24 protein-coding genes are annotated in these 22962 nt (G+C 36.5%); 2 read left to right on the plus strand and 22 right to left on the minus strand.

Going from position 1 to position 22962, the window contains the following annotated elements; all coding sequences use genetic code 11:
- Positions 1 to 101: 101 nt before the first annotated feature.
- Positions 102 to 581 carry a hypothetical protein gene (locus tag QUD79_RS17325; RefSeq protein WP_184424286.1) on the plus strand — a complete coding sequence of 160 codons (480 nt, stop codon included), beginning with the start codon at positions 102 to 104 and terminating at the stop codon, positions 579 to 581.
- A gap of 64 nt (positions 582 to 645) precedes the next feature.
- On the plus strand, positions 646 to 1764 hold the full coding sequence (locus QUD79_RS17330) for a methyl-accepting chemotaxis protein (protein ID WP_184424287.1): 1119 nt from the start codon (positions 646 to 648) through the stop codon (positions 1762 to 1764).
- Positions 1765 to 2079: 315 nt separating this feature from the next.
- Here QUD79_RS17330 and QUD79_RS17335 read toward each other — a convergent pair whose 3' ends face one another.
- From QUD79_RS17335 to rpmH, 22 genes are all read right to left on the minus strand, one after another.
- On the minus strand, positions 2080 to 3222 hold the full coding sequence (locus tag QUD79_RS17335; RefSeq protein ID WP_184424288.1) for a N(5)-(carboxyethyl)ornithine synthase: 1143 nt from the start codon (positions 3220 to 3222) through the stop codon (positions 2080 to 2082).
- A gap of 241 nt (positions 3223 to 3463) precedes the next feature.
- A complete protein-coding gene (locus QUD79_RS17340) occupies positions 3464 to 4228 on the minus strand; it encodes a substrate-binding periplasmic protein (protein WP_184424289.1) in 765 nt (254 codons plus the stop codon).
- A gap of 5 nt (positions 4229 to 4233) precedes the next feature.
- Entirely contained in the window at positions 4234 to 5592 is a 1359-nt protein-coding gene (gene glmU, locus QUD79_RS17345) for a bifunctional UDP-N-acetylglucosamine diphosphorylase/glucosamine-1-phosphate N-acetyltransferase GlmU (protein WP_184424290.1), read from the minus strand.
- 534 nt (positions 5593 to 6126) lie between these two features.
- Positions 6127 to 6546, minus strand: a complete 420-nt coding sequence (locus tag QUD79_RS17350) for a F0F1 ATP synthase subunit epsilon (protein ID WP_184424291.1) — start codon at positions 6544 to 6546, stop codon at positions 6127 to 6129.
- 58 nt (positions 6547 to 6604) lie between these two features.
- The gene (gene atpD, locus QUD79_RS17355) at positions 6605 to 7990 is read right to left on the minus strand and encodes a F0F1 ATP synthase subunit beta (RefSeq protein ID WP_184424292.1); all 1386 of its coding nucleotides are present in this window, start codon (positions 7988 to 7990) and stop codon (positions 6605 to 6607) included.
- Positions 7991 to 8048: 58 nt separating this feature from the next.
- Positions 8049 to 8909, minus strand: a complete 861-nt coding sequence (atpG, locus tag QUD79_RS17360; RefSeq protein ID WP_184424293.1) for a F0F1 ATP synthase subunit gamma — start codon at positions 8907 to 8909, stop codon at positions 8049 to 8051.
- 28 nt (positions 8910 to 8937) lie between these two features.
- Positions 8938 to 10479 carry a F0F1 ATP synthase subunit alpha gene (gene atpA, locus QUD79_RS17365; protein WP_184424294.1) on the minus strand — a complete coding sequence of 514 codons (1542 nt, stop codon included), beginning with the start codon at positions 10477 to 10479 and terminating at the stop codon, positions 8938 to 8940.
- A 13-nt stretch (positions 10480 to 10492) separates the two neighbouring features.
- Positions 10493 to 11026 (minus strand): F0F1 ATP synthase subunit delta, encoded by a 534-nt coding sequence (gene atpH / locus QUD79_RS17370; protein WP_184424295.1) that lies wholly within the window; start codon positions 11024 to 11026, stop codon positions 10493 to 10495.
- A gap of 13 nt (positions 11027 to 11039) precedes the next feature.
- The gene (gene atpF / locus QUD79_RS17375; RefSeq protein ID WP_184424296.1) at positions 11040 to 11510 is read right to left on the minus strand and encodes a F0F1 ATP synthase subunit B; all 471 of its coding nucleotides are present in this window, start codon (positions 11508 to 11510) and stop codon (positions 11040 to 11042) included.
- Positions 11511 to 11555: 45 nt separating this feature from the next.
- Positions 11556 to 11777, minus strand: a complete 222-nt coding sequence (gene atpE / locus QUD79_RS17380; RefSeq protein WP_076417406.1) for a F0F1 ATP synthase subunit C — start codon at positions 11775 to 11777, stop codon at positions 11556 to 11558.
- A 102-nt stretch (positions 11778 to 11879) separates the two neighbouring features.
- Entirely contained in the window at positions 11880 to 12647 is a 768-nt protein-coding gene (atpB, locus tag QUD79_RS17385; RefSeq protein ID WP_184424297.1) for a F0F1 ATP synthase subunit A, read from the minus strand.
- Between the two features lie 24 nt (positions 12648 to 12671).
- Positions 12672 to 13064, minus strand: a complete 393-nt coding sequence (locus tag QUD79_RS17390) for an ATP synthase subunit I (RefSeq protein WP_286289295.1) — start codon at positions 13062 to 13064, stop codon at positions 12672 to 12674.
- 165 nt (positions 13065 to 13229) lie between these two features.
- Positions 13230 to 14117, minus strand: coding sequence for a ParB/RepB/Spo0J family partition protein (locus tag QUD79_RS17395; protein ID WP_184424299.1), 888 nt, complete (start codon positions 14115 to 14117; stop codon positions 13230 to 13232).
- The gene (locus tag QUD79_RS17400; RefSeq protein WP_184424300.1) at positions 14114 to 14932 is read right to left on the minus strand and encodes a ParA family protein; all 819 of its coding nucleotides are present in this window, start codon (positions 14930 to 14932) and stop codon (positions 14114 to 14116) included. The genes QUD79_RS17395 and QUD79_RS17400 overlap by 4 nt, the downstream gene beginning before the upstream one ends.
- Positions 14933 to 14958: 26 nt before the next feature.
- Positions 14959 to 15585: a 16S rRNA (guanine(527)-N(7))-methyltransferase RsmG gene (gene rsmG, locus QUD79_RS17405; protein WP_184424301.1), complete on the minus strand. Its 627-nt coding sequence runs from the start codon at positions 15583 to 15585 to the stop codon at positions 14959 to 14961.
- Between the two features lie 17 nt (positions 15586 to 15602).
- Positions 15603 to 17492 (minus strand): tRNA uridine-5-carboxymethylaminomethyl(34) synthesis enzyme MnmG, encoded by a 1890-nt coding sequence (mnmG, locus tag QUD79_RS17410; protein ID WP_184424302.1) that lies wholly within the window; start codon positions 17490 to 17492, stop codon positions 15603 to 15605.
- A gap of 398 nt (positions 17493 to 17890) precedes the next feature.
- Complete coding sequence (locus QUD79_RS17415; protein WP_184424303.1) at positions 17891 to 18346, minus strand: flavodoxin domain-containing protein; 456 nt, start codon at positions 18344 to 18346, stop codon at positions 17891 to 17893.
- A 519-nt stretch (positions 18347 to 18865) separates the two neighbouring features.
- The gene (gene mnmE, locus QUD79_RS17420; RefSeq protein WP_184424304.1) at positions 18866 to 20251 is read right to left on the minus strand and encodes a tRNA uridine-5-carboxymethylaminomethyl(34) synthesis GTPase MnmE; all 1386 of its coding nucleotides are present in this window, start codon (positions 20249 to 20251) and stop codon (positions 18866 to 18868) included.
- A 155-nt stretch (positions 20252 to 20406) separates the two neighbouring features.
- Complete coding sequence (yidC, locus tag QUD79_RS17425) at positions 20407 to 22047, minus strand: membrane protein insertase YidC (protein WP_184424305.1); 1641 nt, start codon at positions 22045 to 22047, stop codon at positions 20407 to 20409.
- Between the two features lie 5 nt (positions 22048 to 22052).
- Entirely contained in the window at positions 22053 to 22301 is a 249-nt protein-coding gene (gene yidD / locus QUD79_RS17430; RefSeq protein ID WP_184424306.1) for a membrane protein insertion efficiency factor YidD, read from the minus strand.
- Positions 22268 to 22624, minus strand: coding sequence for a ribonuclease P protein component (gene rnpA / locus QUD79_RS17435; RefSeq protein ID WP_184424307.1), 357 nt, complete (start codon positions 22622 to 22624; stop codon positions 22268 to 22270). The genes yidD and rnpA overlap by 34 nt, the downstream gene beginning before the upstream one ends.
- 40 nt (positions 22625 to 22664) lie before the next feature.
- Positions 22665 to 22799 carry a 50S ribosomal protein L34 gene (gene rpmH, locus QUD79_RS17440; protein WP_184424308.1) on the minus strand — a complete coding sequence of 45 codons (135 nt, stop codon included), beginning with the start codon at positions 22797 to 22799 and terminating at the stop codon, positions 22665 to 22667.
- Positions 22800 to 22962 lie beyond the last annotated feature (163 nt).

Below are 22962 nucleotides of genomic sequence, written 5' to 3' on the forward strand. Positions count from 1 at the left end.
TATAGGTTTTCTGCTAATTTAATCAATAATTTATTTCTTATGCTTTTTAATTTTTATTAACTATATTTATTTTAATAACAGTATATTTAAAGGGTTAAAAAATGAATTTAAATAGTATAAGGGTAAGATATACTGCCGCCTTTAGTATAATCGCCTTGTTTTTTATTGTGCTTGTATTAATGAACTTTAATTTAATTAATAAAACTCAGCACGGCATGAACTTGTTTGGTAAAACGTTCAACCCTGGTATTTCTGCAATATTAAATGCCGACAGAGACTTATATCAAGCCAGAGTTGCTGAGTTGCAGGCTATTTCAAACGAAAGCAATTCTGAGCAAGTAAACCATTATATTGTTGAATTTAAAGACAATGTTCAACAAGGAAAAATTGAACAAGCTAAACAACTAAGTAATGGTGATTCAAATAAGTTATTTGAAGCGCTTAGAGGTTTTTACAATTTAGCTGGTGAACTTGCCGATAAAAAAAGTGCTGCTGTACATGAAGAAACATTAACCTCAGTCAACCGCGGTCAATTTATATTAACCATAGTAAGTATAATACCAATCTCACTAACTATGTGATCATTTCTACTGGCTAAAACAGTCAACTACTGCGTTATTTACTTTATAATTAGAACAACTAGTTATGAAAATAAATGCCTTGTATTTAACTGTTTTCACTGCGTATAAAATAGATCACTTAATTAATGAAATTGGTATAATTGTTATTTTATTAACGGTTTCTTTAGGTATTTTTGCACCAAAGGCAATGGCTGATGCATTAGATAATTTAACAAAACAGCTAAACGCATTAAACACTAGTGATGGTGATCTTACCAAACGCATTAATAGCACTAGAAAAGATGAAATAGGGGACGTTGCAAATAGCTTTGATAACTTTATTGATGGATTAGCAGAGTTAATACAATCAATTATTATACAAACTAATGCTGTTATCGAAGGTGTAAACAAGCTTAATGATGGTGCTCACCAAATTGAAGGCACTAGCTTGAAACAAACTGACTCTGTTGATGCCATAGTAACGGCCATTAATGAGATGTCTTACGCTATTAAAGAAGTCGCTCAAAACGCTAATTTAACTGCAGAAGAAGTAAATAAAGTTAATTTACTAACCGCAGATGGCACTCAAATAACGGGTGAAGCAGTTAAAGAAATTCAAGGGCTTTCTGATACAGTAAAGAACGCAACTGATGTTATTTTAAAGCTTTCAGAAAACTCTTCTGATATTGCTTCGGTACTTGATGTTATACGAAGTATTGCTGAGCAAACAAATTTATTAGCATTAAACGCTGCAATAGAAGCCGCTAGGGCTGGAGAACAAGGTAGAGGCTTTGCAGTTGTTGCTGATGAAGTAAGAACATTAGCGGCACGTACTCAACAGTCGACTCAAGATATACAAGTAATGATTGAAACCCTACAAAAAGGCGTAAAAGAAGCGGTTACGGCGATTAATTTGGGTAATGAAGCTACTAAAACAAGTGTTGATTTATCTGAAAGAACTCTTGATGCCTTTGCTAAAATCTCTACTGCTTCACAAAATGTAATTGAAGCATCATCTCAAACAGCCACAGCAACAGAAGAACAAAGCCAAGTTGCGGAGGATGTGAGTAAAAACATTACTGAGCTTTCAGATCAAACCTCAAGTAACTATCAAGTGGCAAAAAATAACGGCTCTGATGCAAGCACTATTTTAGGGTTAGCTCAAGAACTAAACAGCTCTGTCAGTCGGTTTAAATTAGGTTAACCTGAACTCGGGATAGTGGATGTACACCTAAAGCATATAAAAGTCATACTTTGCAATATTGTAGATTATTTCTTCCTTAGTACTAAGTGCAAGTTTACTACCAATGCTATAAGTTTTGTCTGCCAAATAGCCGTCTATTAGTAGCAAATTAACGTTTTTTTAGTTCCAGACAAAAACCAAGTACCTACGTCCATACAGGCAACACAGATACGCATAAAAATCGTAGCTTTGGTGTACTTAGCTTATGCCGAATTCAGGTTAATACTTTACTTAAAGGGTTGGGGCAACATTAACACCCCAAGCCTATTTAAATGGCTATGTAATTAGGTGAGGGTATTCACTCATTCTATTTTGGAATGTTAAAATTTCTTTTTTTAACACATGCCCTTGTTCAATATTAATAGCCCGACGAATTGTTTCATTTTTTTGCCAAGAATCATGCCCTGCAGCAACAGAAGGTAAATGTGATAACAGTGCAGCAGATATTGAACGTGATGCACTTTCCCATAAATAACTAGGTGTATGATCTACAGCGTAGTAATCAATGCTTTCAACCCTAAACATTGGTGCTTTAAATGTTGTTGGCTTAGCAAAAAAGAACCCCATACCTTCATCGCAACTAACATCTATGATTAAACTGTCTGGTCTAAGACAATTTTTTTCCGCTTCTGTCACAAAGTTAACTGGGTAATTAGTGTCTTGGTATATGCCATTTACAATAATACCTGACTCGCTGATAAGCTCAGATAGTGGTCGCTCTTTTCCATCATGCTCAACTATTATCATCCTTGCTTCATTTTTTCTCCCTGCTCTAAGCGTTACATAATGACAATCAAGCACCTCTTCTCTTACTTCGTAATCAGGTCGTTGAATACAAATAGTAATATCTCTAAATCCGTGCGCTTTTAACGCATAAATTGCGCCTCGGCTAACAGCGCCAAAACTAAAAATAAGTACTTTACGTTGGTTACCATAATGACCATCAATCCCTTTTAGTTGCAAAGCGTGCAACACGCCACAATAACCGGCCATTTCATTGTTTTTGTAAAAAGTATGTCGGCCTACTTGTCCTTGCGGACCCCAAACAAACATATCTTCAAATGCAATTATAGTTTGCTCACGATCTATCGCTGTTTGTGCTACTTGTTGCTGCTGAACACTATGTGGATAACCCCATAAAACCCCTTTATATTTAAGTTGTTCGAAGTCTGCTAATACGGGTTTGCACACTATTAAAATATCCATAGTTTCGAGCAATTCGTCTCTTGACGCTACTCCACCTATTATTTCTGATAGTTGTAAGTCTGACCAACCAAATGGTTCGCCATAGCCTAGTTCAAATGTTAACTGTTTTCGTATTTTCTCTGGTAGTCTTATTAAATGTTCAGGATGAATTGGAACGCGACGTTCATCTATTTTTTTAGATGTGCCGATAACTCCTAACCTTAGAGTGTCCATTGTTTTTCCTATTGCTTGCTTACGAAGAAGTTCAATGATTAATAATTCGGTTTACAAGCATGATCGACGTTCTTAAAAACGTTATTTTTAAGAAAATCTTGAAGGGGTGCTAATCCGAGAAGAGAAATTTGAATATTGTGCGGTCATCGTTTTGTAACGACGACTTGAACAGTTTAACACAAAACGATTATGATCGTTGAGAAAGCGGGCAGAGAATCTTGCTAGCCATAGTCCAAATAGGTTATCTAGTTGATTCTGAGATCAGAGGCCTAAATTTTATAAGTTGTTTGTATTCGGCTTTTTTTTCTATTATCTTTTGTGATTTTCTCAATTTTTCTAATAAGTTTATATCAGAATTATTACTTAACGCGATATAGCCAGATTTTCTAGTTTCTTGAATAAAGTGATGCTTAACAAAGTCATCACTATTTAAACCTTTTTGTGCGTAATAGTTTATAAAGACTGCAGGAGTATCAAAAACAAAGTCTATTTTATTATTATTTAATAGTTTTATTGCTGTTTCAACACTTCCAACTAAGTAGAGGTTTTCTTCTTCACTAAAGCCCTTACGGATTAAATAGTTATACCCGCTAGACCCTCTAACTACAGCTGTAACTCTCTTCTTAGCAATTGTTAAAGTATCTGCATAATCATATACGCTCGCTATTTTAGAAGTAAAAGAGTATACGGTATCGCTTACTTTAGTTATCCATTGAAACTTATTTTCTCGAGCTGGTGTTCTTATTATTGTCATTATCAGAGTATTAGGTCGAGTTAAGGCTGTTTTATATACCCTAGACCAAGGCATAAACTCTATTTCACCTTCTAACTCTGCTTCTTCTAGTAATAATTGGAGTATTTCAGCACTTGGCCCTTTAGCATGTCCTTCAAAAGGGTATTGTAAAAGTTTACGGTCATCTGCAACAATACGTAATGGATTTTGATACGCTTGCGCTTGACAAAAAATGCCAAGCACAATGATTACCCATTTAAAAAATATTACCATTTTGATTAGTTCTTACTGGGGCGTTGCCAACCCGTTATATTTTTCTGTTTGCCCCGAGCTATTGCTAGTTCACTATTTTCAACATCTTTGGTAACTACAGAACCTGCACCAATAGTGGCAAAAGAACCAACAAATAATGGCGCAACGAGTGAACTATTAGAACCAATAAAGGCGTTATCATCAATAATGGTTTGCGACTTATTAACGCCGTCATAGTTACAAGTAATAGTACCTGCGCCTATGTTTACATTTTTGCCAACCGTTGTATCACCAAGATAAGTTAAGTGGCCCGATTTGCTTCCTTCACCTAAGGTAGATTTTTTCATTTCAACAAAATTACCAATATGAGAATCTCGGTTCATAATACTGTCTGGACGAACTCTAGCAAAAGGCCCAACTGAGCATTCGTCACCAATTACTGCGCCTTCAATTATTGAGTTAGGCTTTATTATAGTATTTTCACCAATTGTACAGTTTTTCAATATACAATTTGCACCTACATTAACGTTGTTTGCAAGTACTACTTCACCTTCAAATATACAGTTAATGTCAATTGATACTTCCTCACCAATTAGCATTTTGCCACGAATATCTATTCTATTTGGATCTCTAAGGCTTGCACCTGCTAGCATTAATGCTTCAGCTTGCCTTAATTGAAAAGCACGTTCTAAAGCAGCTAATTGTAGCCTATTATTCGCACCTTCCACTTCAATTTCAGAATCAGGGTGCGCGGTAGCAATTGTTTTACCTTCGTTATGACAAGCAGCGATAATATCTGTTAAGTAATATTCACCTTGAGCGTTATCATTTGATAAATTTGCTAACCATTTTTTTAGATCCTTACCATTGGCTAATAATATCCCGGTATTTGCTTCTGATATTTTATGTTGCTCAGGTGTTGCATCTTTATGCTCTACAATACCCACTACTTGGCCATTATTTCTTACTATACGACCATAGCCGGTTGGATCGGTTAAATTAACCGTTAATAGTGACATGCCATCTGTTGGTTTGGCTGCTAACAAGCGTTCAAGTGTTGAAACTTGAGTTAGAGGTACATCACCATAAAGTACCAACACATCTTCGTCATCTTTAATAAATGGAGACGCCATGTCAACCGCATGGCCTGTGCCTAACTGCTCTTTTTGTTCAACAAAAGTTAAGTCGTCTCCATTAATTTCAGTTTTTAAAACATCTCCACCAAAGCCATATACCACATAGATATTCTCAGCATTTAATACCCTCGCAGCATTAATCACATGGCTTACCATTGGTTTATCTGCAATAGGGTGAAGTACTTTAGGAAGTGATGAACGCATGCGAGTACCTTTACCCGCTGCAAGAATAACAACTGAAAGAGCCATATAAATTCCGTTAAATATAGTTATACCAAGTTAATTAATGGTATTAATAGTTTGAACATTAAGAAGGGTATTAATTTTTTGTAGGTTGGGCTTTAGCCCATCAATTACGCTAATTATCTAATCAGCTATTTGATAGCATAAATCCTAACCTACAATTAAATAAATGATGAAAATCAGCGGTGAACACCGATAGCATCTTAATATCCAACTGATTAATTGGTATTATACCAATCTCACTAATTATATGATCATTTCTACTGGTTAAAACAATCAACTACTGCGTTACTTATTTTATAATTAGAGCAACTAGTTATGAAAATAAATGCCTTGTATTTGACTGTTTTCACTGCGTATAAAATAGATCACTTATTTAATGAAACTGGTATTAGTTTAAGTGTATTAATATTATTGTAACCTTGAAGGTATTACTCGGCTAGTCTTTATACCAATTAAAGATATAAAAAAAGCGACCATTATCAGCTGATAATGTCGCTTTTTAATCACTAAAACTTAAGTAAGTATTAGAATGGTCTGCTATTTTTTGCTTGTTGCTTGAATTACGCGTAATTGCGCCATTGCTCGTGCTAACTCTGCTGCAGCTTCAGCATAATCAAGATCATCGCTATGAGCATTCAATTTATCTTCAGCTCTTTTCTTAGCTTCTTCAGCTGCTTGTTCATCTAAATCGTCACCACGTACTGCTATATCTGCGAGTACAGTAACGTTGTTAGGTTGCACTTCTAGCATACCGCCAGAAAGGTAAATAACTTCTTCTTGTCCACCTTTCTTAACAATTCTAGCCATACCAGGTTTTAGTGAGGTCAGCAAAGGTGCATGACCAGGCATGATGCCTAACTCACCTTCGCTACCTGTGATCTGTAACGACTCGATAGTACCTGAGAATAAGCTTTCTTCAGCACTAACCACATTCAGATTTACAGAAAGTATTGCCATGTTGACCTCCTAGTAGGCAGTTAACATTACTTATTCAGTAAGTAACTGCCAGCCTTCATTACATGTTTTTAGCTTTTTCAGTTGCTTCTTCAATAGAACCAACCATGTAGAAAGCTTGCTCTGGTAAGTCATCATATTCACCCGCAAGAATACCTTTAAAGCCAGCAATCGTGTCTTTAAGCGATACATACTTACCTGGAGAACCTGTGAATACCTCAGCAACAAAGAACGGTTGTGATAAGAAACGTTGTATCTTACGTGCACGAGATACTGTTTGCTTATCTTCTTCAGATAATTCGTCCATACCTAGTATAGCGATAATATCTTTAAGTTCTTTATAACGTTGTAATGTTGATTGAACACCACGTGCCGTTTCATAATGCTCAGCACCAACTACTAACGGGTCTAATTGACGTGAAGTAGAGTCAAGTGGATCAATTGCTGGGTATATACCTTGTGAAGCAATATCACGAGATAATACAACAGTTGCATCTAAGTGAGCAAAGGTTGTTGCTGGAGATGGATCGGTCAAATCATCCGCAGGTACGTATACCGCTTGGATTGATGTGATTGAACCTTTCTTCGTTGACGTAATACGCTCTTGAAGAACACCCATTTCTTCAGCAAGTGTAGGTTGGTAACCTACCGCTGATGGCATACGACCTAACAATGCAGATACTTCAGTACCAGCAAGTGTATAGCGGTAGATGTTATCTACGAAAAATAATACGTCACGACCTTCGTCACGGAATTTTTCAGCCATAGTTAAACCTGTCATCGCAACACGAAGACGGTTTCCTGGAGGCTCGTTCATTTGGCCGTAAACTAACGATACTTTATCTAGTACGTTAGAGTCGTTCATTTCATGGTAGAAATCGTTACCTTCACGAGTACGCTCACCTACACCAGCAAATACTGAGTAGCCGCTATGCTCAATCGCGATGTTACGAATAAGTTCCATCATGTTTACGGTTTTACCAACACCAGCACCACCAAACAAACCAACTTTACCACCCTTAGCGAATGGACATACTAAGTCGATTACTTTGATACCAGTTTCTAATAGTTCATTCGACATTGCTTGCTCAGCATAAGCTGGCGCTGCACGGTGAATTGACCATTTTTCTTCTTCGCCGATTGGGCCAGCTTCATCGATAGGCTCACCCAATACGTTCATGATACGACCCAAAGTTGCAGTACCAACTGGAACCTGGATATTATCACCTGTGTTTTCTACGTTCAGACCACGACGCAAACCGTCTGATGAACCCATAGCAATGGTACGAACTACGCCACCACCAAGTTGCTGTTGTACTTCTAGTACTAAGCCACTAAGGTCACCTTCAGTTACATTTAATGCGTCATATACCTGAGGTACAGCATTTTGTGGGAATTCTACATCCACAACTGCGCCAATGATTTGGACGACTTTACCTGTACTCATGTTTAATCCTCTAATCTTGTGCTCTTATTTACTAATAAAATAAACAAAGAACCTTTGCTTATACCGCTGCTGCGCCAGCACAAATTTCACTCAACTCTTGAGTAATACTTGCTTGACGAGCTTTGTTATATACCAATTGTAAATCATCAATTAAGTCGCCTGCGTTATCGGTTGCTGCTTTCATTGCAACCATACGAGCGGCTTGTTCACATGCGAGGTTTTCAACCACACCTTGATATACTTGAGATTCTGTATATCGAACTAACAGCTGTTCAAGCAATGCTTGAGCATCTGGCTCGTATAAATAATCCCAGCGATGCTTAATTGCGTCATCATCTGACTTAGGCAAAGGTAAAAGTTGATCAATCGTCGGCTTTTGCGTCATAGTATTAACAAATTTGTTATATACAATGAACAACTTGTCTATTTTACCATCGTCATAGGCATCTAACATAACTCTTACACTACCAATTAAATCAGTAAGTGAAGGGTTATCGCCTAATCCTGAAATTTGTGAAGTTACTTTAGCACCCATATTATTGAAAAAAGCAGTCGCTTTAGAGCCGATAACTGCAAATTCAACTTCAGCGCCTGCTGCTTGCTGTTTACCAGCATCAGCGAGTACTTGTTTAAATAAATTAATATTTAAACCACCACACAAACCTCGGTCTGTTGAGACAACAATATAACCTACGCGCTTAGTTTCACGTTCAACCATATAAGGATGACGAAATTCTAGATTACCTAGCGCGATGTGACCGATCACATTTCGCATATTTTCAGCGTATGGACGAGAGGCAGCCATGCTATCTTGCGCTCTGCGCATTTTACTAGCTGCAACCATTTCCATCGCGCTGGTGATTTTCTGTGTATTTTGTACACTTCCAATCTTCGATTTTATCTCTTTAGCGCCGGACATGACTATTCTCCCGAAAAGGTTAACTAAATTACCAAGTTTGGGTAGCTTTGAAAGCTTCTATCGCTTTCGCTAAACCAGACTCAATATCTTTGTTATAGTCACCCTTTTCGTTGATAGTAGCCATCAACTCAGCGTGATCATTGTTTACGTAAGTACGTAATGCTTCTTCAAAATCAACAACTTTGTTGATTTCAACATCGTTTAAATAGCCTTTTTCTGCGGCAAATAACGATACTGCTGTTTCTGCAATTGACAATGGGCTGTATTGCTTTTGTTTCATCAATTCAGTTACACGTTGTCCATGCTCTAATTGAGCACGAGTAGCGTCATCTAAATCAGATGCAAACTGAGCAAAAGCTGCTAATTCTGCATATTGGGCTAGTGCTAAACGAATACCACCACCAAGTTTCTTGATGATTTTAGTTTGAGCAGCACCACCAACACGTGATACAGAAATACCCGCATTAACCGCAGGACGTATACCTGAGTTAAATAGGTTAGATTCTAAAAAGATCTGACCATCGGTTATTGAGATTACGTTAGTTGGTACGAATGCAGATACATCACCCGCTTGCGTTTCAATAATTGGTAACGCAGTTAAAGAACCTGTTTTGCCTTTAACTTCACCATTAGTGAAACGTTCAACGTATGCTTCGTTTACACGAGCAGCACGTTCTAATAAGCGACTGTGAAGATAGAAAACGTCACCTGGGTATGCTTCACGGCCTGGCGGACGACGTAAAAGTAATGAAATTTGACGGTAAGCAACTGCTTGCTTAGACAAATCATCATATACGATTAGTGCATCTTCACCGCGGTCACGGAAGTATTCACCCATAGTACAACCAGAGTATGCTGATAAGTACTGTAATGCAGCAGCTTCAGAAGCACCCGCAACAACAACGATAGTATTATCTAACGCGCCGTGCTCTTCTAACGAACGAACTAAGTTCGCTACTGTAGAGGCTTTCTGACCAATGGCTACGTATACACACTTAATACCAGTGTTTTTCTGGTTAATAATTGCGTCTAGTGCGATCGCTGATTTACCAATTTGACGGTCACCGATGATTAATTCACGTTGACCACGACCAATTGGGATCATTGAATCGATTGACTTAATACCAGTTTGTACTGGTTGATCAACAGATTTACGATCGATAACACCTGGTGCTTGAACTTCAACAGGCATAAAGCCATCGTTTTCAATTGGACCTTTGCCATCAATTGGCTCACCTAAGGTGTTAACTACACGGCCTAATAAACCGCGTCCTACTGGTACTTCTAAAATACGACCAGTACCTTTTACTTTTACGCCTTCAGCTAGATCCGCATATGGACCCATGACTACCGCACCTACCGAGTCTCGGTCTAGGTTTAACGCTATTGCGAAGCGGTTGCCAGGAAGTTCGATCATTTCGCCTTGCATTACATCAGCAAGACCATGGATGCGAATAATACCATCTGTTACAGAAACGATAGTACCTTCGTTACGAGCTTCACTAACTACGTCAAACTGTTCAATACGATTCTTGATCAGTTCAGCGATTTCAGTGGAATTCAGTTGCATGCTCTATTCCCCGTTAAGATTGCATTGTTGTTGCTAAGCGGCTCAATTTACCTCTAATTGAACCATCTATAACCATGTCGCCAGCTTTAATTACTAAGCCAGAAACTACGTTTGCGTCTACAATACAATTGAGCTTTACTTTTCGAGCCAAACGCTTTTCAAGCGCAGCGCTAATTACTTTTTGTTGTGCTACTTTAAGTTTTACAGCAGATGTTACATCTACAGTAATTTCTTTATCATATTCAGCTCTTAATTCGCTAAATTGAGTAAGAACTTGTGGTAGCGCCAACAAACGTCCGTTTTCAGCCATTACTTTAATTAAGTTTTGACCGTTACTATTAAGTTGAACATCACAAACTTTTAAAAATATATCAGTCGCTTGTTCAACCGACGCACCACCAGATAGGTATTGGTTTATAGTTGCGTCTTTTGAAACTTCTGCTGCAAAAACTAGCATTTCATGCCAGTTTTCAATTGCATTAGCTTCAACAGCATAATCGAACGCTGCTTTAGCGTAGGGACGAGCGACGGTTGTCAATTCAGACATAGCTCTATCCCTCTTAAAGTTCAGCTACAAGTTTATCTAAAATGTCGCTATGTGCAGCGGCATCAATTGAACGTTCGAGAATTCTCTCAGCACCTGCTATAGCAAGAACAGCAACTTGTTGACGCAGTTCTTCTTTAGCTTGGTTACGTTCAGTCTCTATTTCTGCATGGCCAGCAGCGATAATTTTCGCTTTCTCTGCTTGCGCTTTTTCTGCAGCTTCTTCAACTATTTGAGCTTCACGCTTTTTTGCAGCTTCTACAATACTAGCTGCTTGCGCTTTAGCTTCTTTAAGTTGGGCCGTGGCTTTTTCTTGAGCAAGCTCTAAGTCTTTAGCAGCACGGTCTGAAGCAGCAAGTCCGTCAGCAATTGTTTTCTGACGTGTTTCGATAGCACCAATAATTGGTGGCCATACGAACTTCATGCAAAAAATTACAAATACGATAAATGCGATTAACTCACCAATTAAGGTCACATTAAGATTCATTTATGTATCTCCTATTCAAATTCGCGGTTAAAAAACAACTTAAAATTAAGCACCAACTGCGAATAATAGGTATAAGCCGATAGCAACACCGATCATCGCAATAGCATCGATAAGACCAGCTACGATGAACATTTTTACTTGTAGTTGAGGTGCTAATTCAGGTTGACGAGCAGCAGACTCTAAGAACTTGCCACCAAGTAAACCAAAACCAATCGCAGTACCAAGAGCACCTAGACCGATTAATAAAGCAACAGCGATATATAACATATTTATCTCCGATTATTTAAAGTTATAAAGTTAAAAATTAAAAAACTAAGGTTGAAATTAATATTTTGGGCTTCCTGCCCACCATCCTAAAGGATGAAAAAATTAGTGATCTTCATGTGCCAAACTTAAATACAATATTGTTAACATCATAAAAATAAAAGCTTGTAGCGGTATTATTAATATATGGAAAGCCGCCCACAAGAAATGTAACGGTAATTGGAATAAACCAATTGTCGCAATTAATAAGAAAATTAATTCACCAGCGTACATGTTACCGAATAAACGTAATGCTAAAGATAGAGGACGTGCTAATAAAGTTACCATTTCAAGTATAAAGTTCACTGGGTATAAAGACCAATGACCAAAAGGTTGAGTTGTTAACTCTTTAATAAAGCCACCAACACCTTTAACTTTGATTGAGTAATATATTATTAATATAAATACACCCAATGCTAAAGCAAATGTCATGTTTGGATCTGTTGTTGGTACTGCTTTCATGTAATGCACACCAAACAACTCAAAAATACGTGGAATTAAATCTACTGGTATCCAATCCATAGCGTTCATTAAGAACACCCAGACAAAAATAGTTAAGGCTAAAGGCGCAATAACAGGGTTTTTGCCATGAAACGTACTTTTAACACTGTCATCAACAAAGCCAACGATCATTTCGATGGCACATTGAAATTTACCAGGTACACCTACTTCTGCTTTTTTTGCAACAGAATGAAAGAGTTTTAAAAAAACCAATCCTAAAAATATTGACCATCCTAGCGTATCAACGTGAACAGCCCAAAAGCCTTCGCCCACAGTTAAATTTTGCAAATGATGCTTAATATATTCTTGGCTGGTTACTTCACCGACAGACATATTAATGTTCCTAATGATTAAAGTTTAAAGTTTTATAAAAAATGGTGTTAATAATGGCAAAACCACTACTAAACAAAAACTTATAAAAAACGGTATTGGCATAATTGCTAAAAACTTAAAGGCTAACGCAAATAAAATGGCCGTTAATACTATTTTTAATTTTTCGCCACTATAAAATGATTCCATCACTTTTTCTGACGATCTTGCACCTGCATAGCGAAACGCTTTTAATGCAAATACAATATTAGGAATTATTACAACCACGCCTCCAGCTAATACAGACTGAGCTTGAGATAATCCCCAATAAAAATATGTTGTTATTGTACCAAGTAGTACAAGTACCGTAGTTATAATAATTTGCTTAAACGCAAATTTTCTGCCAGTTTTCGCTAAATCACTTTTAAATGGCGCGTTCACCAGCTTCTCCGTACGATAAATTTCGTAAAACTTGTGCATTTTTGATGCAAATTCGATTACATTAAAAATCCGACGCAAGTATACTTAATTACAGCGCTAATGCAACAAAAGAGGGGTCTTGTTACTCTCTTTTGTTTGATTATTTAAAATAGATCTGGTGAATAGTTAAAATGAACTAAAGCGCGCAACTATTCCGTCTAACTCTTCCAAGTTAGTATATGAAATAACTAACTTCCCTTTACCTTTCTTACTATGGTTAATTGATACCTGCGCACCCAGTTTTTCCGATAGGTTTTGTTCTAGAGATTTAGTATCAGGATCTTTTTCAACTTGTTCTTTGGGTTTTTCTGGTTGTTGAATTTTTTTAATTAACGCTTCTGTTTCTCGTACTGTTAATTCTTTTGCTGCTACAGTTCTTGCTGTGGTTGTTTGTAAATCATTTTCTAAAGCTAGTAGGGCACGAGCATGACCCATTTCTATATCACCGTGCTCAAGTAATGTTTTAACATCAGCATTTAAATTATTTAATCTTAATATGTTTGTAACTGTTGTTCTTGATTTACCTACTGCGTCAGCAACTTCCTGGTGTGTTAATTCAAATTCAGTTAATAAACGTTGAAGTGCAATTGCTTCTTCCATTGCATTAAGATCTTCACGCTGAATGTTTTCAATCAGCGCTATTGCTACCGCAGCTTCGTCAGGTACATCTTTAATTAAACAGGGTACTAAGTCTATTTCAGCTAATTGGGCAGCACGCCAGCGACGTTCACCCGCAATAATTTCGTAACTATTTTCACCTATAGGTCTTACAACAATTGGTTGGATAATTCCTTGCGATTTTATCGACGCTGATAATTCTTCTAGCGCATCAGGTGACATATCTTTTCTTGGTTGATATTTACCAGGACGCAACTGTTCAATAGGAAGTTTTTGTAATTCGCTAGTATCTTTATGTGTTGGTGTTGTCTCACCCTCTTCAGCATTTTTTCTTGGCGCATTAGTTAATAATGCATCTAAACCTCTGCCTAGGCCTCTACGTTTTGACGCGCTCATAATTTTCCTTGCTGAATTGATAGATCTGCTTCTTTTTTATTTTTCTTTTGTTTCTCTGTTTTTCTTAGCACCTCACCAGCTAAAGCTAAATAAGCTTTAGCGCCTGTAGATGATTTATCATAGTACATTACCGGAGCGCCAAAACTAGGCGCTTCAGCTAAGCGGACATTTCTAGGTATAACAGTTCGATAAACTTTATCGCCAAAATGCCGCTTTAATTGTTCAGAAACATCATTAGCTAAACGATTTCTAGGATCGTACATAGTTCGTAATATACCTTCAATATGTAAATTACCATTTACTACAGAGGTTAATTGAGAAATAGTATCCATTAAGGCAGTTAAACCTTCTAATGCGTAGTATTCACACTGCATTGGCACAAGTACTGAGTCAGCCGCTGTCATCGCATTTACAGTTAACATATTGAGTGAAGGAGGGCAGTCAATAATAATAAAGTCATATTGATTTACTACAGGTGCCAATGCTTTTTTTAAGCGTTGCTCTCTGGCGTAAACTTCCATTAGTTTAATTTCAGCCGCTGTTACATCGGTATTTGCTGCAATTAAGTCGTATAGCCCTGTTGTCTCTTTACACACGACTTGCTCAAATGGTTTTTCTTCTACTAGTAACTCATAGCAAGTTGCGGGAACTTCATATTTATCTATTCCGCTACCCATGGTGGCATTACCCTGGGGATCGAGATCAATTAACAATATTTTACGTTTGGTTGCGGCTAGTGATGCCGCTAAATTAACTGCGGTCGTTGTTTTACCGACTCCACCTTTCTGGTTGGCAACTGCGATTATTTTTCCCACTAGCACCTCAAACCTTATTATTTTTGTTAATTTTTTTTAAGTTCTATCAAGTGTCTTTCACCCTGAAGTTGTGGAACAACAATAGGGTAACTTGTTACAAAATCTATACCTGCAGGTAGTTGAGCTAATTCATCATCAGGGTATTGGCCTTTTAGTGCATAATAACGACCAGTTTCGCTTGCTGTTAAATGTTTACACCAACTCACCATGTCATTAAGGGAAGCGAAAGCTCTGCTTAGTACACCATCAAATAAATTTTCAGGATTATACTTTTCTACTCGACTTAATACAGGAGTTACATTATCAAGTTTTAATTGAAACACAACTTGACGTAAAAAAGTAATTCTTTTACCTAAGCTGTCTAGTAATGTAAATTCTTTATTAGGATATAAAATAGCCAATGGAATACCGGGTAACCCTGGGCCGGTACCTACATCAATAAAACGTTCGCCTACTAAACATGGCCCAACCATTAAACTGTCCATAATATGTTTGATCAACATTTCGCTTGGGTTTCTTACCGATGTTAGGTTGTATGCTTTATTCCATTTTACTAATAATTCAACATATTGAATAAGTTGTAAAATTTGTTTTTCAGTTAATTCAATACTTGATTGCGCTAACAAATCGCTTAATTCATCTTTTAATGACATGTTTATACCTGATTACACTAAGCCGATTTACGCAGTAAGCCATGTTTTTTTAAATAAACTAACAATAATGAAATTGCAGCGGGTGTTATACCTGATATACGTGATGCTTTACCAATAGTTTCAGGCTTTGCTTCAGATAATTTTGCCACTACTTCATTTGATAAGCCTGAAATTTGGCTATAATTAAAATCTGATGGAATCAATGTATCTTCATTACGTTTTTTCTTTGCTATATCGTCAAGTTGTCTTTCAATGTAGCCAGCATATTTAATTTGTATCTCAATTTGTTCAGCCGCTTGTACATCTTCTAATGCTGGACCTAAACCTTCTATTTTCATTAATTCTTCATAGCGAACTTCCGGACGACGTAATAAATCTTCTAGGCTGTTTTCTCGTGTAAGTGACGATTTAACCAGTGCATTAATTTTTTCTATTGATTTATGATCTTTTTGGATCCACGTAGATTTTAAACGTTGACGTTCTAACTCAACATTTTCCATTTTTTCATTAAATCTAGCCCAACGTTTTTCATCAACTAAACCAAGTTTATACCCTTTTTCAGTCAAACGTATGTCTGCATTATCTTCACGTAATAGTAAACGATATTCAGCTCTGGAGGTAAACATTCTGTAAGGCTCTTTAGTACCCAATGTGGCTAAATCATCAATCAATACACCCATGTAGGCTTGATCTCTACCTAGTATTAACTCTTCTTTGCCTTGTACTTTTGCAGCGGCATTGGTTGCTGCTACTAGTCCTTGGGCACCAGCTTCTTCATAGCCCGTTGTGCCATTTATTTGACCTGCAAAATATAGATTGCTGATAAATTTACTTTCTAAAGTTTGTTTTAAATCTCTTGGATCAAAGAAATCATATTCAATTGCATAACCTGGGCGAGTGATGTGCGCATTTTCAAAACCCTTAATTGAACGGACTAAATCCATTTGCACATCAAATGGTAAACTAGTTGAAATTCCATTTGGATAAATTTCGTGACTGGTTAATCCTTCCGGCTCTACAAATATTTGGTGCGTGTTTTTATCTGCAAAACGCATAATTTTATCTTCAATTGAAGGGCAGTACCTTGGACCGATACCTTCAATAACACCAGTATACATAGGAGATCGATCTAAACCCTTGCGAATTATATCATGTGTATTTTCATTGGTATGAGTAATAAAACATGAAACTTGTTCTGGGTGATCATCTCTAGATCCCATGTATGAGAATACAGGCCGAGGATCATCACCTGGTTGTTCTTGCATTACTGAAAAATCTAGGCTTCTAGCGTCTAATCTTGGGGGAGTACCTGTTTTTAGACGATCCATTCTAAAGGGCATATCACGTAATTTATTTGCTAAGTTTACGCTTGCAGGATCACCAGCTCGACCACCTTGATAATTATTTAAGCCAATGTGTATTTGACCTGCTAAGAAAGTACCTACAGTTAATACCACAGCTTGTGCTTTAAATTTAAGCCCCATTTGTGTAGACACACCAACCACACGATCATTCTCTAAAATAAGATCGTCACAAGGCTGTTGAAAAATAGATAAGTTTTTTTGGTTTTCTAAATAAGTTCTTACAAATGAACGATATAAAGAACGATCAGCTTGTGCACGAGTTGCTCGAACAGCAGGTCCTTTACTCGCATTTAATGTTCTAAATTGAATAGCTGAATGATCAATTGCTTTTGCCATTAATCCACCTAAAGCATCAATCTCTTTAACAAGATGACCTTTACCAATTCCACCAATGGCTGGGTTACATGACATTTGACCTAAAGTATCAATGTTATGGGTTAGCAATAATGTTTTACAGCCCATACGTGCTGAGGCGAGAGCAGCTTCTGTTCCTGCATGTCCACCACCAACAACAATTACGTCAAAAGACTCTTGATACCACATTGATTAATGACCTTAGCTAATGTTATTTAAAAATTAAAGGGCACGTATTTTAACTGTTTTTCGTTCGAAGTGGAACGATCATTTTAAATAAAAGATCTCGTGTTGATCCTTTAATAATATATAAGATCTATTTAAAGATCTTATTATTACTTATTATTAGTAAACGCCTTTTCTGTTGATAACTCATTTATATATATTAAATTCATAAACTTATATTAGATCTAAAGCTGTGATCAAACCTTGATCAATCCTAGTATAAGCTATGATCAAAATAGCTACTTATCCACAGTCTAATTATTATTGTTTTATATCAACTGAATAATAACGGGTAATTAATAGCTTATCCTAATACTTATTCACATATATGTTTATTTTTACTTATTTATGTGAATAACTAGTTAGTAAGCCTGTATTAAAAGATCGTTATTTTTAATAGTCCATTGATGTGCTACTTCTTCAGGATCTTCTTCATCTAAAGCGTTGAGTGTTTTTAAAGGGATTATTTCTTTACAACCCTTTGATTTTAATATTTTTGATATATTTTTAGCCGCATTACAATAGGTATCATAACTGGTATCGCCAGTGCCAATCACCCAATAATTAAGAGTAGATAGATCTTCTTTACAATTTTCCAATTCTTCAACGAAAGCTTGTATATTATCAGGGTAATCACCAGCACCGTGTGTTGAAGTACAAATTAACCAATATGTATTTTCACGTGGTATTTCAGAAAAGTTAGGTTGAAAATGAAGTTTTGACTGATGATTTTTACTATTTAATGCTTCTTGGCAAGCTTCAGCAATATATTCAGTTCCACCAAGCATACTGCCTACTATTATTTCGATATTGGCCATAATTTCCTCTGTTTACAACATTTTATATATCGCACTAACGATGTGATCATTTCTACAGACTAAAACCATCAATTACTGCGTTTATTACTTAATCATTATCGCTACATGGATGTAGCTTATGTGGACAATGCAGGAGATGCATTATTGTCCTGAACAACTAATGATTACATAAATGCTTTCTATTTGATTTTTTTGCTGCGTAAAAAGTAGATTATTTAATTAATGAAGTTGGTATTAATCAACCTTAGCTCGGGTTAAGAGATAAGTTAATGCCCTGAAATTGCTAGACTTGTGGCTGTAGCAAGTCACTAGCTTGATAGTTTTTCTTAATTCAAGGCAAATTCATTAAGAATAGTTACTCTATTGTTTATGAATTTAACACAGAAGTAAGGAAAAATAGCTGCTAGAGAGCTATTTATTATCCCGAGTTGAGGTTAATCAATAAGTGATAATAGATATTATCACTTAGTTAATTGTTAAAGAGGAAATATTTTAGAGTTTTGAGTTAAAAAGGTTGGCTTATTTACCGATACAAAATGATGAAAATATTTGGCCAAGTAGATCATCGTTTGTAAATTCACCCGTTATCTTGTTGAGCTCTTGTTGGCATAAACGTAATTCTTCAGCCAATATTTCGCCTGCAACAAAAGATTCTAGCTGTTCTAAGCCAATAACTAAGTGTTTATGTGCTGCTTCTAAAGCGGCTAAGTGACGTCGTCTTGCCATAAAACCGCCTTCATTACCGCCTTGATAGCCCATTATTGATTTTAAATGTTCTTTAAGCTGATCTATTCCATCGCCTGTTTTAGCTGAAAGGGTGATTGTTGGTATCTTATTTTTCTCGTTTAAACCTGTAACGCTACCGCTAATATCTGCTTTATTGATAACAATTGTCAGGCCTATATTTTCTGGTAATTTTTGAAAAAATTCAGGCCAAAATTTTGTGATATCATCCGATTGTTGTTCGGTTGAGTCAACCATGAGTAATACACGGTCTGCTTGATTAATTTCTTGCCATGCCCGCTCTATACCTATTTGTTCTACTTTATCTGCGCTTTCTCTTAGTCCTGCAGTATCAATTATATGTAACGGCATGCCGTCAATGTGTATCTGCTCTGATAATACATCACGAGTTGTGCCTTCTATATCTGTAACAATTGCGCTCTCGCGTCCACTTAGGGCGTTTAATAAGCTTGATTTACCGGCATTTGGTCTACCGGCAATAACAACGCGCATACCTTCTCTTATTATTGCTCCTTGCTGAGCTTGTTTTTGTACATTTTCAACTTGCGCAATTATTGCTTTTAAATCGGTTACTATTTTTTTATCTGCTAAGAAATCAATTTCTTCTTCAGGGAAGTCTATCGATGCTTCAACATACATTCTTAGGTGAATTGTACTTTCTACCATATTATTAATTAATGCTGAGAATTCACCTTTTAAAGAATGTAATGCACAACGCGCGGCTTGTTCTGAGCTTGAGTTTATTAAATCTGCTATAGCTTCAGCTTGAGTTAAATCTAATTTATCATTTAAAAATGCTTGTTCGCTAAACTCTCCAGGGTTTGCCATTCTAACTTTAGGTAGTGATAAAATTTCTCTTAATAACATATCTAAAATTACAGGGCCGCCATGGCCTTGTAATTCAAGAATATCTTCACCTGTAAATGAATTTGGCCCTTTAAAATAAAGTGCTATACCCTGATCTAATGGGTGTTTATTGAGATCATGAAAAGTTAAATATTCTGCTTTACGTAACTCAGGTAATTTACCTAATATTGCCTTAGCTACATTTATTACTTGTGGGCCTGAAACTCTGATAATGCCAACACCGCCTCTGCCTGGTGCTGTTGCCTGTGCGGCAATAGTTTCTTTATCAGACAATGTTATAACAGACTTACTCATGTAATATTCCAACGCATTTTAAGGGGTAATAATTGTTTAATTATAAACATTAATATTTTAATACCAAATGGAATAATTAGTTTTATACCATTTGTTGTATTTAAATAGGGCACAAAAAAAGCGACCTAGGTCGCTTTTTATAAGTTAGGTAAGTGTTACTTACTTGCTTCTGCTTTTTTATCTAGTCCTGAGAATATTATTTTCATTTGTATAATTGAAATAACGTTACTGACTAACCAGTATAGTACAAGGCCTGATGGGAACCAGAAAAAGAACACAGTAAACATAACAGGCATGTACTGCATTATTTTTTGTTGCATAGGATCTTGAACTGTCATGGGTTGCATTTTTTGCATGACATACATACTAATACCCATTAATACAGGGAGTATAAAGTAAGGGTCTTTTGATGATAGATCTTGTAACCATAAACCAAATGTTGCATGGCGTAATTCAACACTTTCTAAAAATACCCAATACAATGCTAAGAAGATAGGCATTTGAACTAATAGTGGTAAACAACCGCCTGCAGGATTCACCTTCTCTTTACGATAAAGATCCATCATCCCCTGAGACATTTTTTGTTTGTCATCACCAAAGCGTTCTTTTAATTGCGCCATTTTAGGCTGTAAAGCACGCATTTTAGCCATTGATGTATATTGTGCTTTTGTTAATGGATACATTGCACCTTTAACAATTAAGGTTATAACGATGATCGCTAGACCCCAGTTAATTACAATTGACTGAATTTGAATAAGTAGCCAATGTAATGGTGAGCTGATCATAAATAAGAAACCAAAATCAACGGTTAAGTCTAATCCGTCTGCTATTTTGGCTAATACATCTTGATCTTTAGGGCCAACATAAAATGCTGTAGAAGCGGTAGCCTGTGTATTCGGCTCAATAATAATGGCAGGAGCTTTAAAACCAATTACGGCTTCTTGATTACGGGTATAACTTGTATAAAGCTGGTTTATGTCATTCTTATTTGGGATCCATGAAGAAACAAAATAATGTTGTAACATGGCTACCCAACCACCTTGAGTAGACACATTTAAGTTAGCATCAGAAATATCATCAAAATCATATTTTTCATATCTCTCTTCTGAAGAAGAGTAAGCTGCACCGCGGTAAGTTGGTATTAAAGCACTCGACTTATCAACATGTGTCGACTGTTTTAACTGTGCATAAAGTTCTACACTTGCTGCTGAGCTGGCATTATTATTGATAATGTAATCAAGGTTAACCTTGTAGCTACCTGGTTCAAACGTGAAGCGCTTTATAACTGATAGGCCATTTTCTGCAGTGTAGTTTAAATCAACAACTAATGGGTTATTACCCGATAATTCATACTCTGTAGCATTAACTTGATATATAGGTCGACCCTTAACTACACGATCTATGCCTTGAGCACCCGTTAAACCACTTTGTGCAATATAGGTAAGATTACCATTTTGCATAATAGTAAAAGGTATTCCACTACCTTGCTCAGTTTCATATTCAAGCAATGTTGCTTCAACAATATCACCACCTTGCGTATTAATTTTTAATTTCAATACATCAGTTGTAATGGTAATTAAATTGGAAGCTACTTGCGTTTCTTTTATTGCAGGTAAGCTGCTAGTGCTAGATGCCGGTATAAAATCGTTATTGTTTGCTTCTGTTTTATTACTTTCAGAAGTTTGAACGACACTATTGGGTTGTTGAACTGGAGCGTTATCTGACTGCCATTGCTGGTATAACAAAAATGTTACAACCATAAGTGCAATGAAAAGAAAACTACGTTGGGATTCCATAAAGCTTACTTCTCTTTTTTTATTGGTGGTACGGGATCATCACCACCCGCGTTAAGTGGATGGCATTTTAGTATACGTTTGCCTGCTAACCAACTCCCTTTTAACACACCGAAGCGTTTTATTGCTTCAATGGCGTAAAAAGAGCAGGTTGGATTAAATCTACAATTGTTACCAAGCAATGGACTTATATAGCGTTGGTAGCTTTTTATGATGGCAATTACTAACGATTGTAACGTTGAATTATTTTTTGCCATATTTTTTCTATTTGGTGATTTATTTCGTGATTTTCAAGTTTATCTATGCCTGACTTGACCATAACCACAATATCTATATTAGGAATAGTTGTTTGGTTTAATCGAAAACTCTCGCGAGTTATGCGCTTTATTCTATTGCGTTGAACTGCCAGCTTTACTCTTTTTTTAGCAATAGCTAAGCCTAACCTATTATTGTTATCACAATTTTTGGTTATTAGAATAGTGAAGTGTTTTGAACTAAAACGAGTTGGATTAGAAAATACAGATTTGAAATGACCGGGAGTCAACAAACGTGACTCCCGATTAAATTTATTAGTAACCATGTGGCTACCTATCTCAATTACTTAAAGCTAAGTAAAGAAATTATGCGCTAAGTCTTACGCGACCCTTTGCACGACGACGTGCAATTACAGCACGACCGCTTTTAGTTGCCATACGAGCACGGAAGCCATGGTTGCGCTTACGTTTTAATACACTAGGTTGAAATGTTCTTTTCATTACGCTAATCCGTCGGTTGTTGTTGCCCTGGCAAAACAGCCGTTTTGAGCACACTGGTCTAAAAAAGATGGCGAATAATATATTGAACTTAGTATTTTGTCAATATGTTATCTTACCTATTTACAATAAAGATCGGTTAATGATCCTCTTTGATCTATTTATA

This window comes from Thalassotalea piscium (assembly GCF_030295935.1).
In the GTDB taxonomy this organism is placed as follows: domain Bacteria; phylum Pseudomonadota; class Gammaproteobacteria; order Enterobacterales; family Alteromonadaceae; genus Thalassotalea_B; species Thalassotalea_B piscium.

Coding starts and splice junctions, on each gene's coding strand:
- QUD79_RS17325 (WP_184424286.1), top strand. CDS start 102: ATGAATTTAAATAGTATAAGGGTAAGATATACTGCCGCCTTTAGTATA.
- QUD79_RS17330 (WP_184424287.1), top strand. CDS start 646: ATGAAAATAAATGCCTTGTATTTAACTGTTTTCACTGCGTATAAAATA.
- QUD79_RS17335 (WP_184424288.1), bottom strand. CDS start 3,222: ATGGACACTCTAAGGTTAGGAGTTATCGGCACATCTAAAAAAATAGAT.
- QUD79_RS17340 (WP_184424289.1), bottom strand. CDS start 4,228: ATGGTAATATTTTTTAAATGGGTAATCATTGTGCTTGGCATTTTTTGT.
- glmU (WP_184424290.1), bottom strand. CDS start 5,592: ATGGCTCTTTCAGTTGTTATTCTTGCAGCGGGTAAAGGTACTCGCATG.
- QUD79_RS17350 (WP_184424291.1), bottom strand. CDS start 6,546: ATGGCAATACTTTCTGTAAATCTGAATGTGGTTAGTGCTGAAGAAAGC.
- atpD (WP_184424292.1), bottom strand. CDS start 7,990: ATGAGTACAGGTAAAGTCGTCCAAATCATTGGCGCAGTTGTGGATGTA.
- atpG (WP_184424293.1), bottom strand. CDS start 8,909: ATGTCCGGCGCTAAAGAGATAAAATCGAAGATTGGAAGTGTACAAAAT.
- atpA (WP_184424294.1), bottom strand. CDS start 10,479: ATGCAACTGAATTCCACTGAAATCGCTGAACTGATCAAGAATCGTATT.
- atpH (WP_184424295.1), bottom strand. CDS start 11,026: ATGTCTGAATTGACAACCGTCGCTCGTCCCTACGCTAAAGCAGCGTTC.
- atpF (WP_184424296.1), bottom strand. CDS start 11,510: ATGAATCTTAATGTGACCTTAATTGGTGAGTTAATCGCATTTATCGTA.
- atpE (WP_076417406.1), bottom strand. CDS start 11,777: ATGTTATATATCGCTGTTGCTTTATTAATCGGTCTAGGTGCTCTTGGT.
- atpB (WP_184424297.1), bottom strand. CDS start 12,647: ATGTCTGTCGGTGAAGTAACCAGCCAAGAATATATTAAGCATCATTTG.
- QUD79_RS17395 (WP_184424299.1), bottom strand. CDS start 14,117: ATGAGCGCGTCAAAACGTAGAGGCCTAGGCAGAGGTTTAGATGCATTA.
- rsmG (WP_184424301.1), bottom strand. CDS start 15,585: ATGTCATTAAAAGATGAATTAAGCGATTTGTTAGCGCAATCAAGTATT.
- mnmG (WP_184424302.1), bottom strand. CDS start 17,492: ATGTGGTATCAAGAGTCTTTTGACGTAATTGTTGTTGGTGGTGGACAT.
- QUD79_RS17415 (WP_184424303.1), bottom strand. CDS start 18,346: ATGGCCAATATCGAAATAATAGTAGGCAGTATGCTTGGTGGAACTGAA.
- mnmE (WP_184424304.1), bottom strand. CDS start 20,251: ATGAGTAAGTCTGTTATAACATTGTCTGATAAAGAAACTATTGCCGCA.
- yidC (WP_184424305.1), bottom strand. CDS start 22,047: ATGGAATCCCAACGTAGTTTTCTTTTCATTGCACTTATGGTTGTAACA.
- yidD (WP_184424306.1), bottom strand. CDS start 22,301: ATGGCAAAAAATAATTCAACGTTACAATCGTTAGTAATTGCCATCATA.
- rnpA (WP_184424307.1), bottom strand. CDS start 22,624: ATGGTTACTAATAAATTTAATCGGGAGTCACGTTTGTTGACTCCCGGT.
- rpmH (WP_184424308.1), bottom strand. CDS start 22,799: ATGAAAAGAACATTTCAACCTAGTGTATTAAAACGTAAGCGCAACCAT.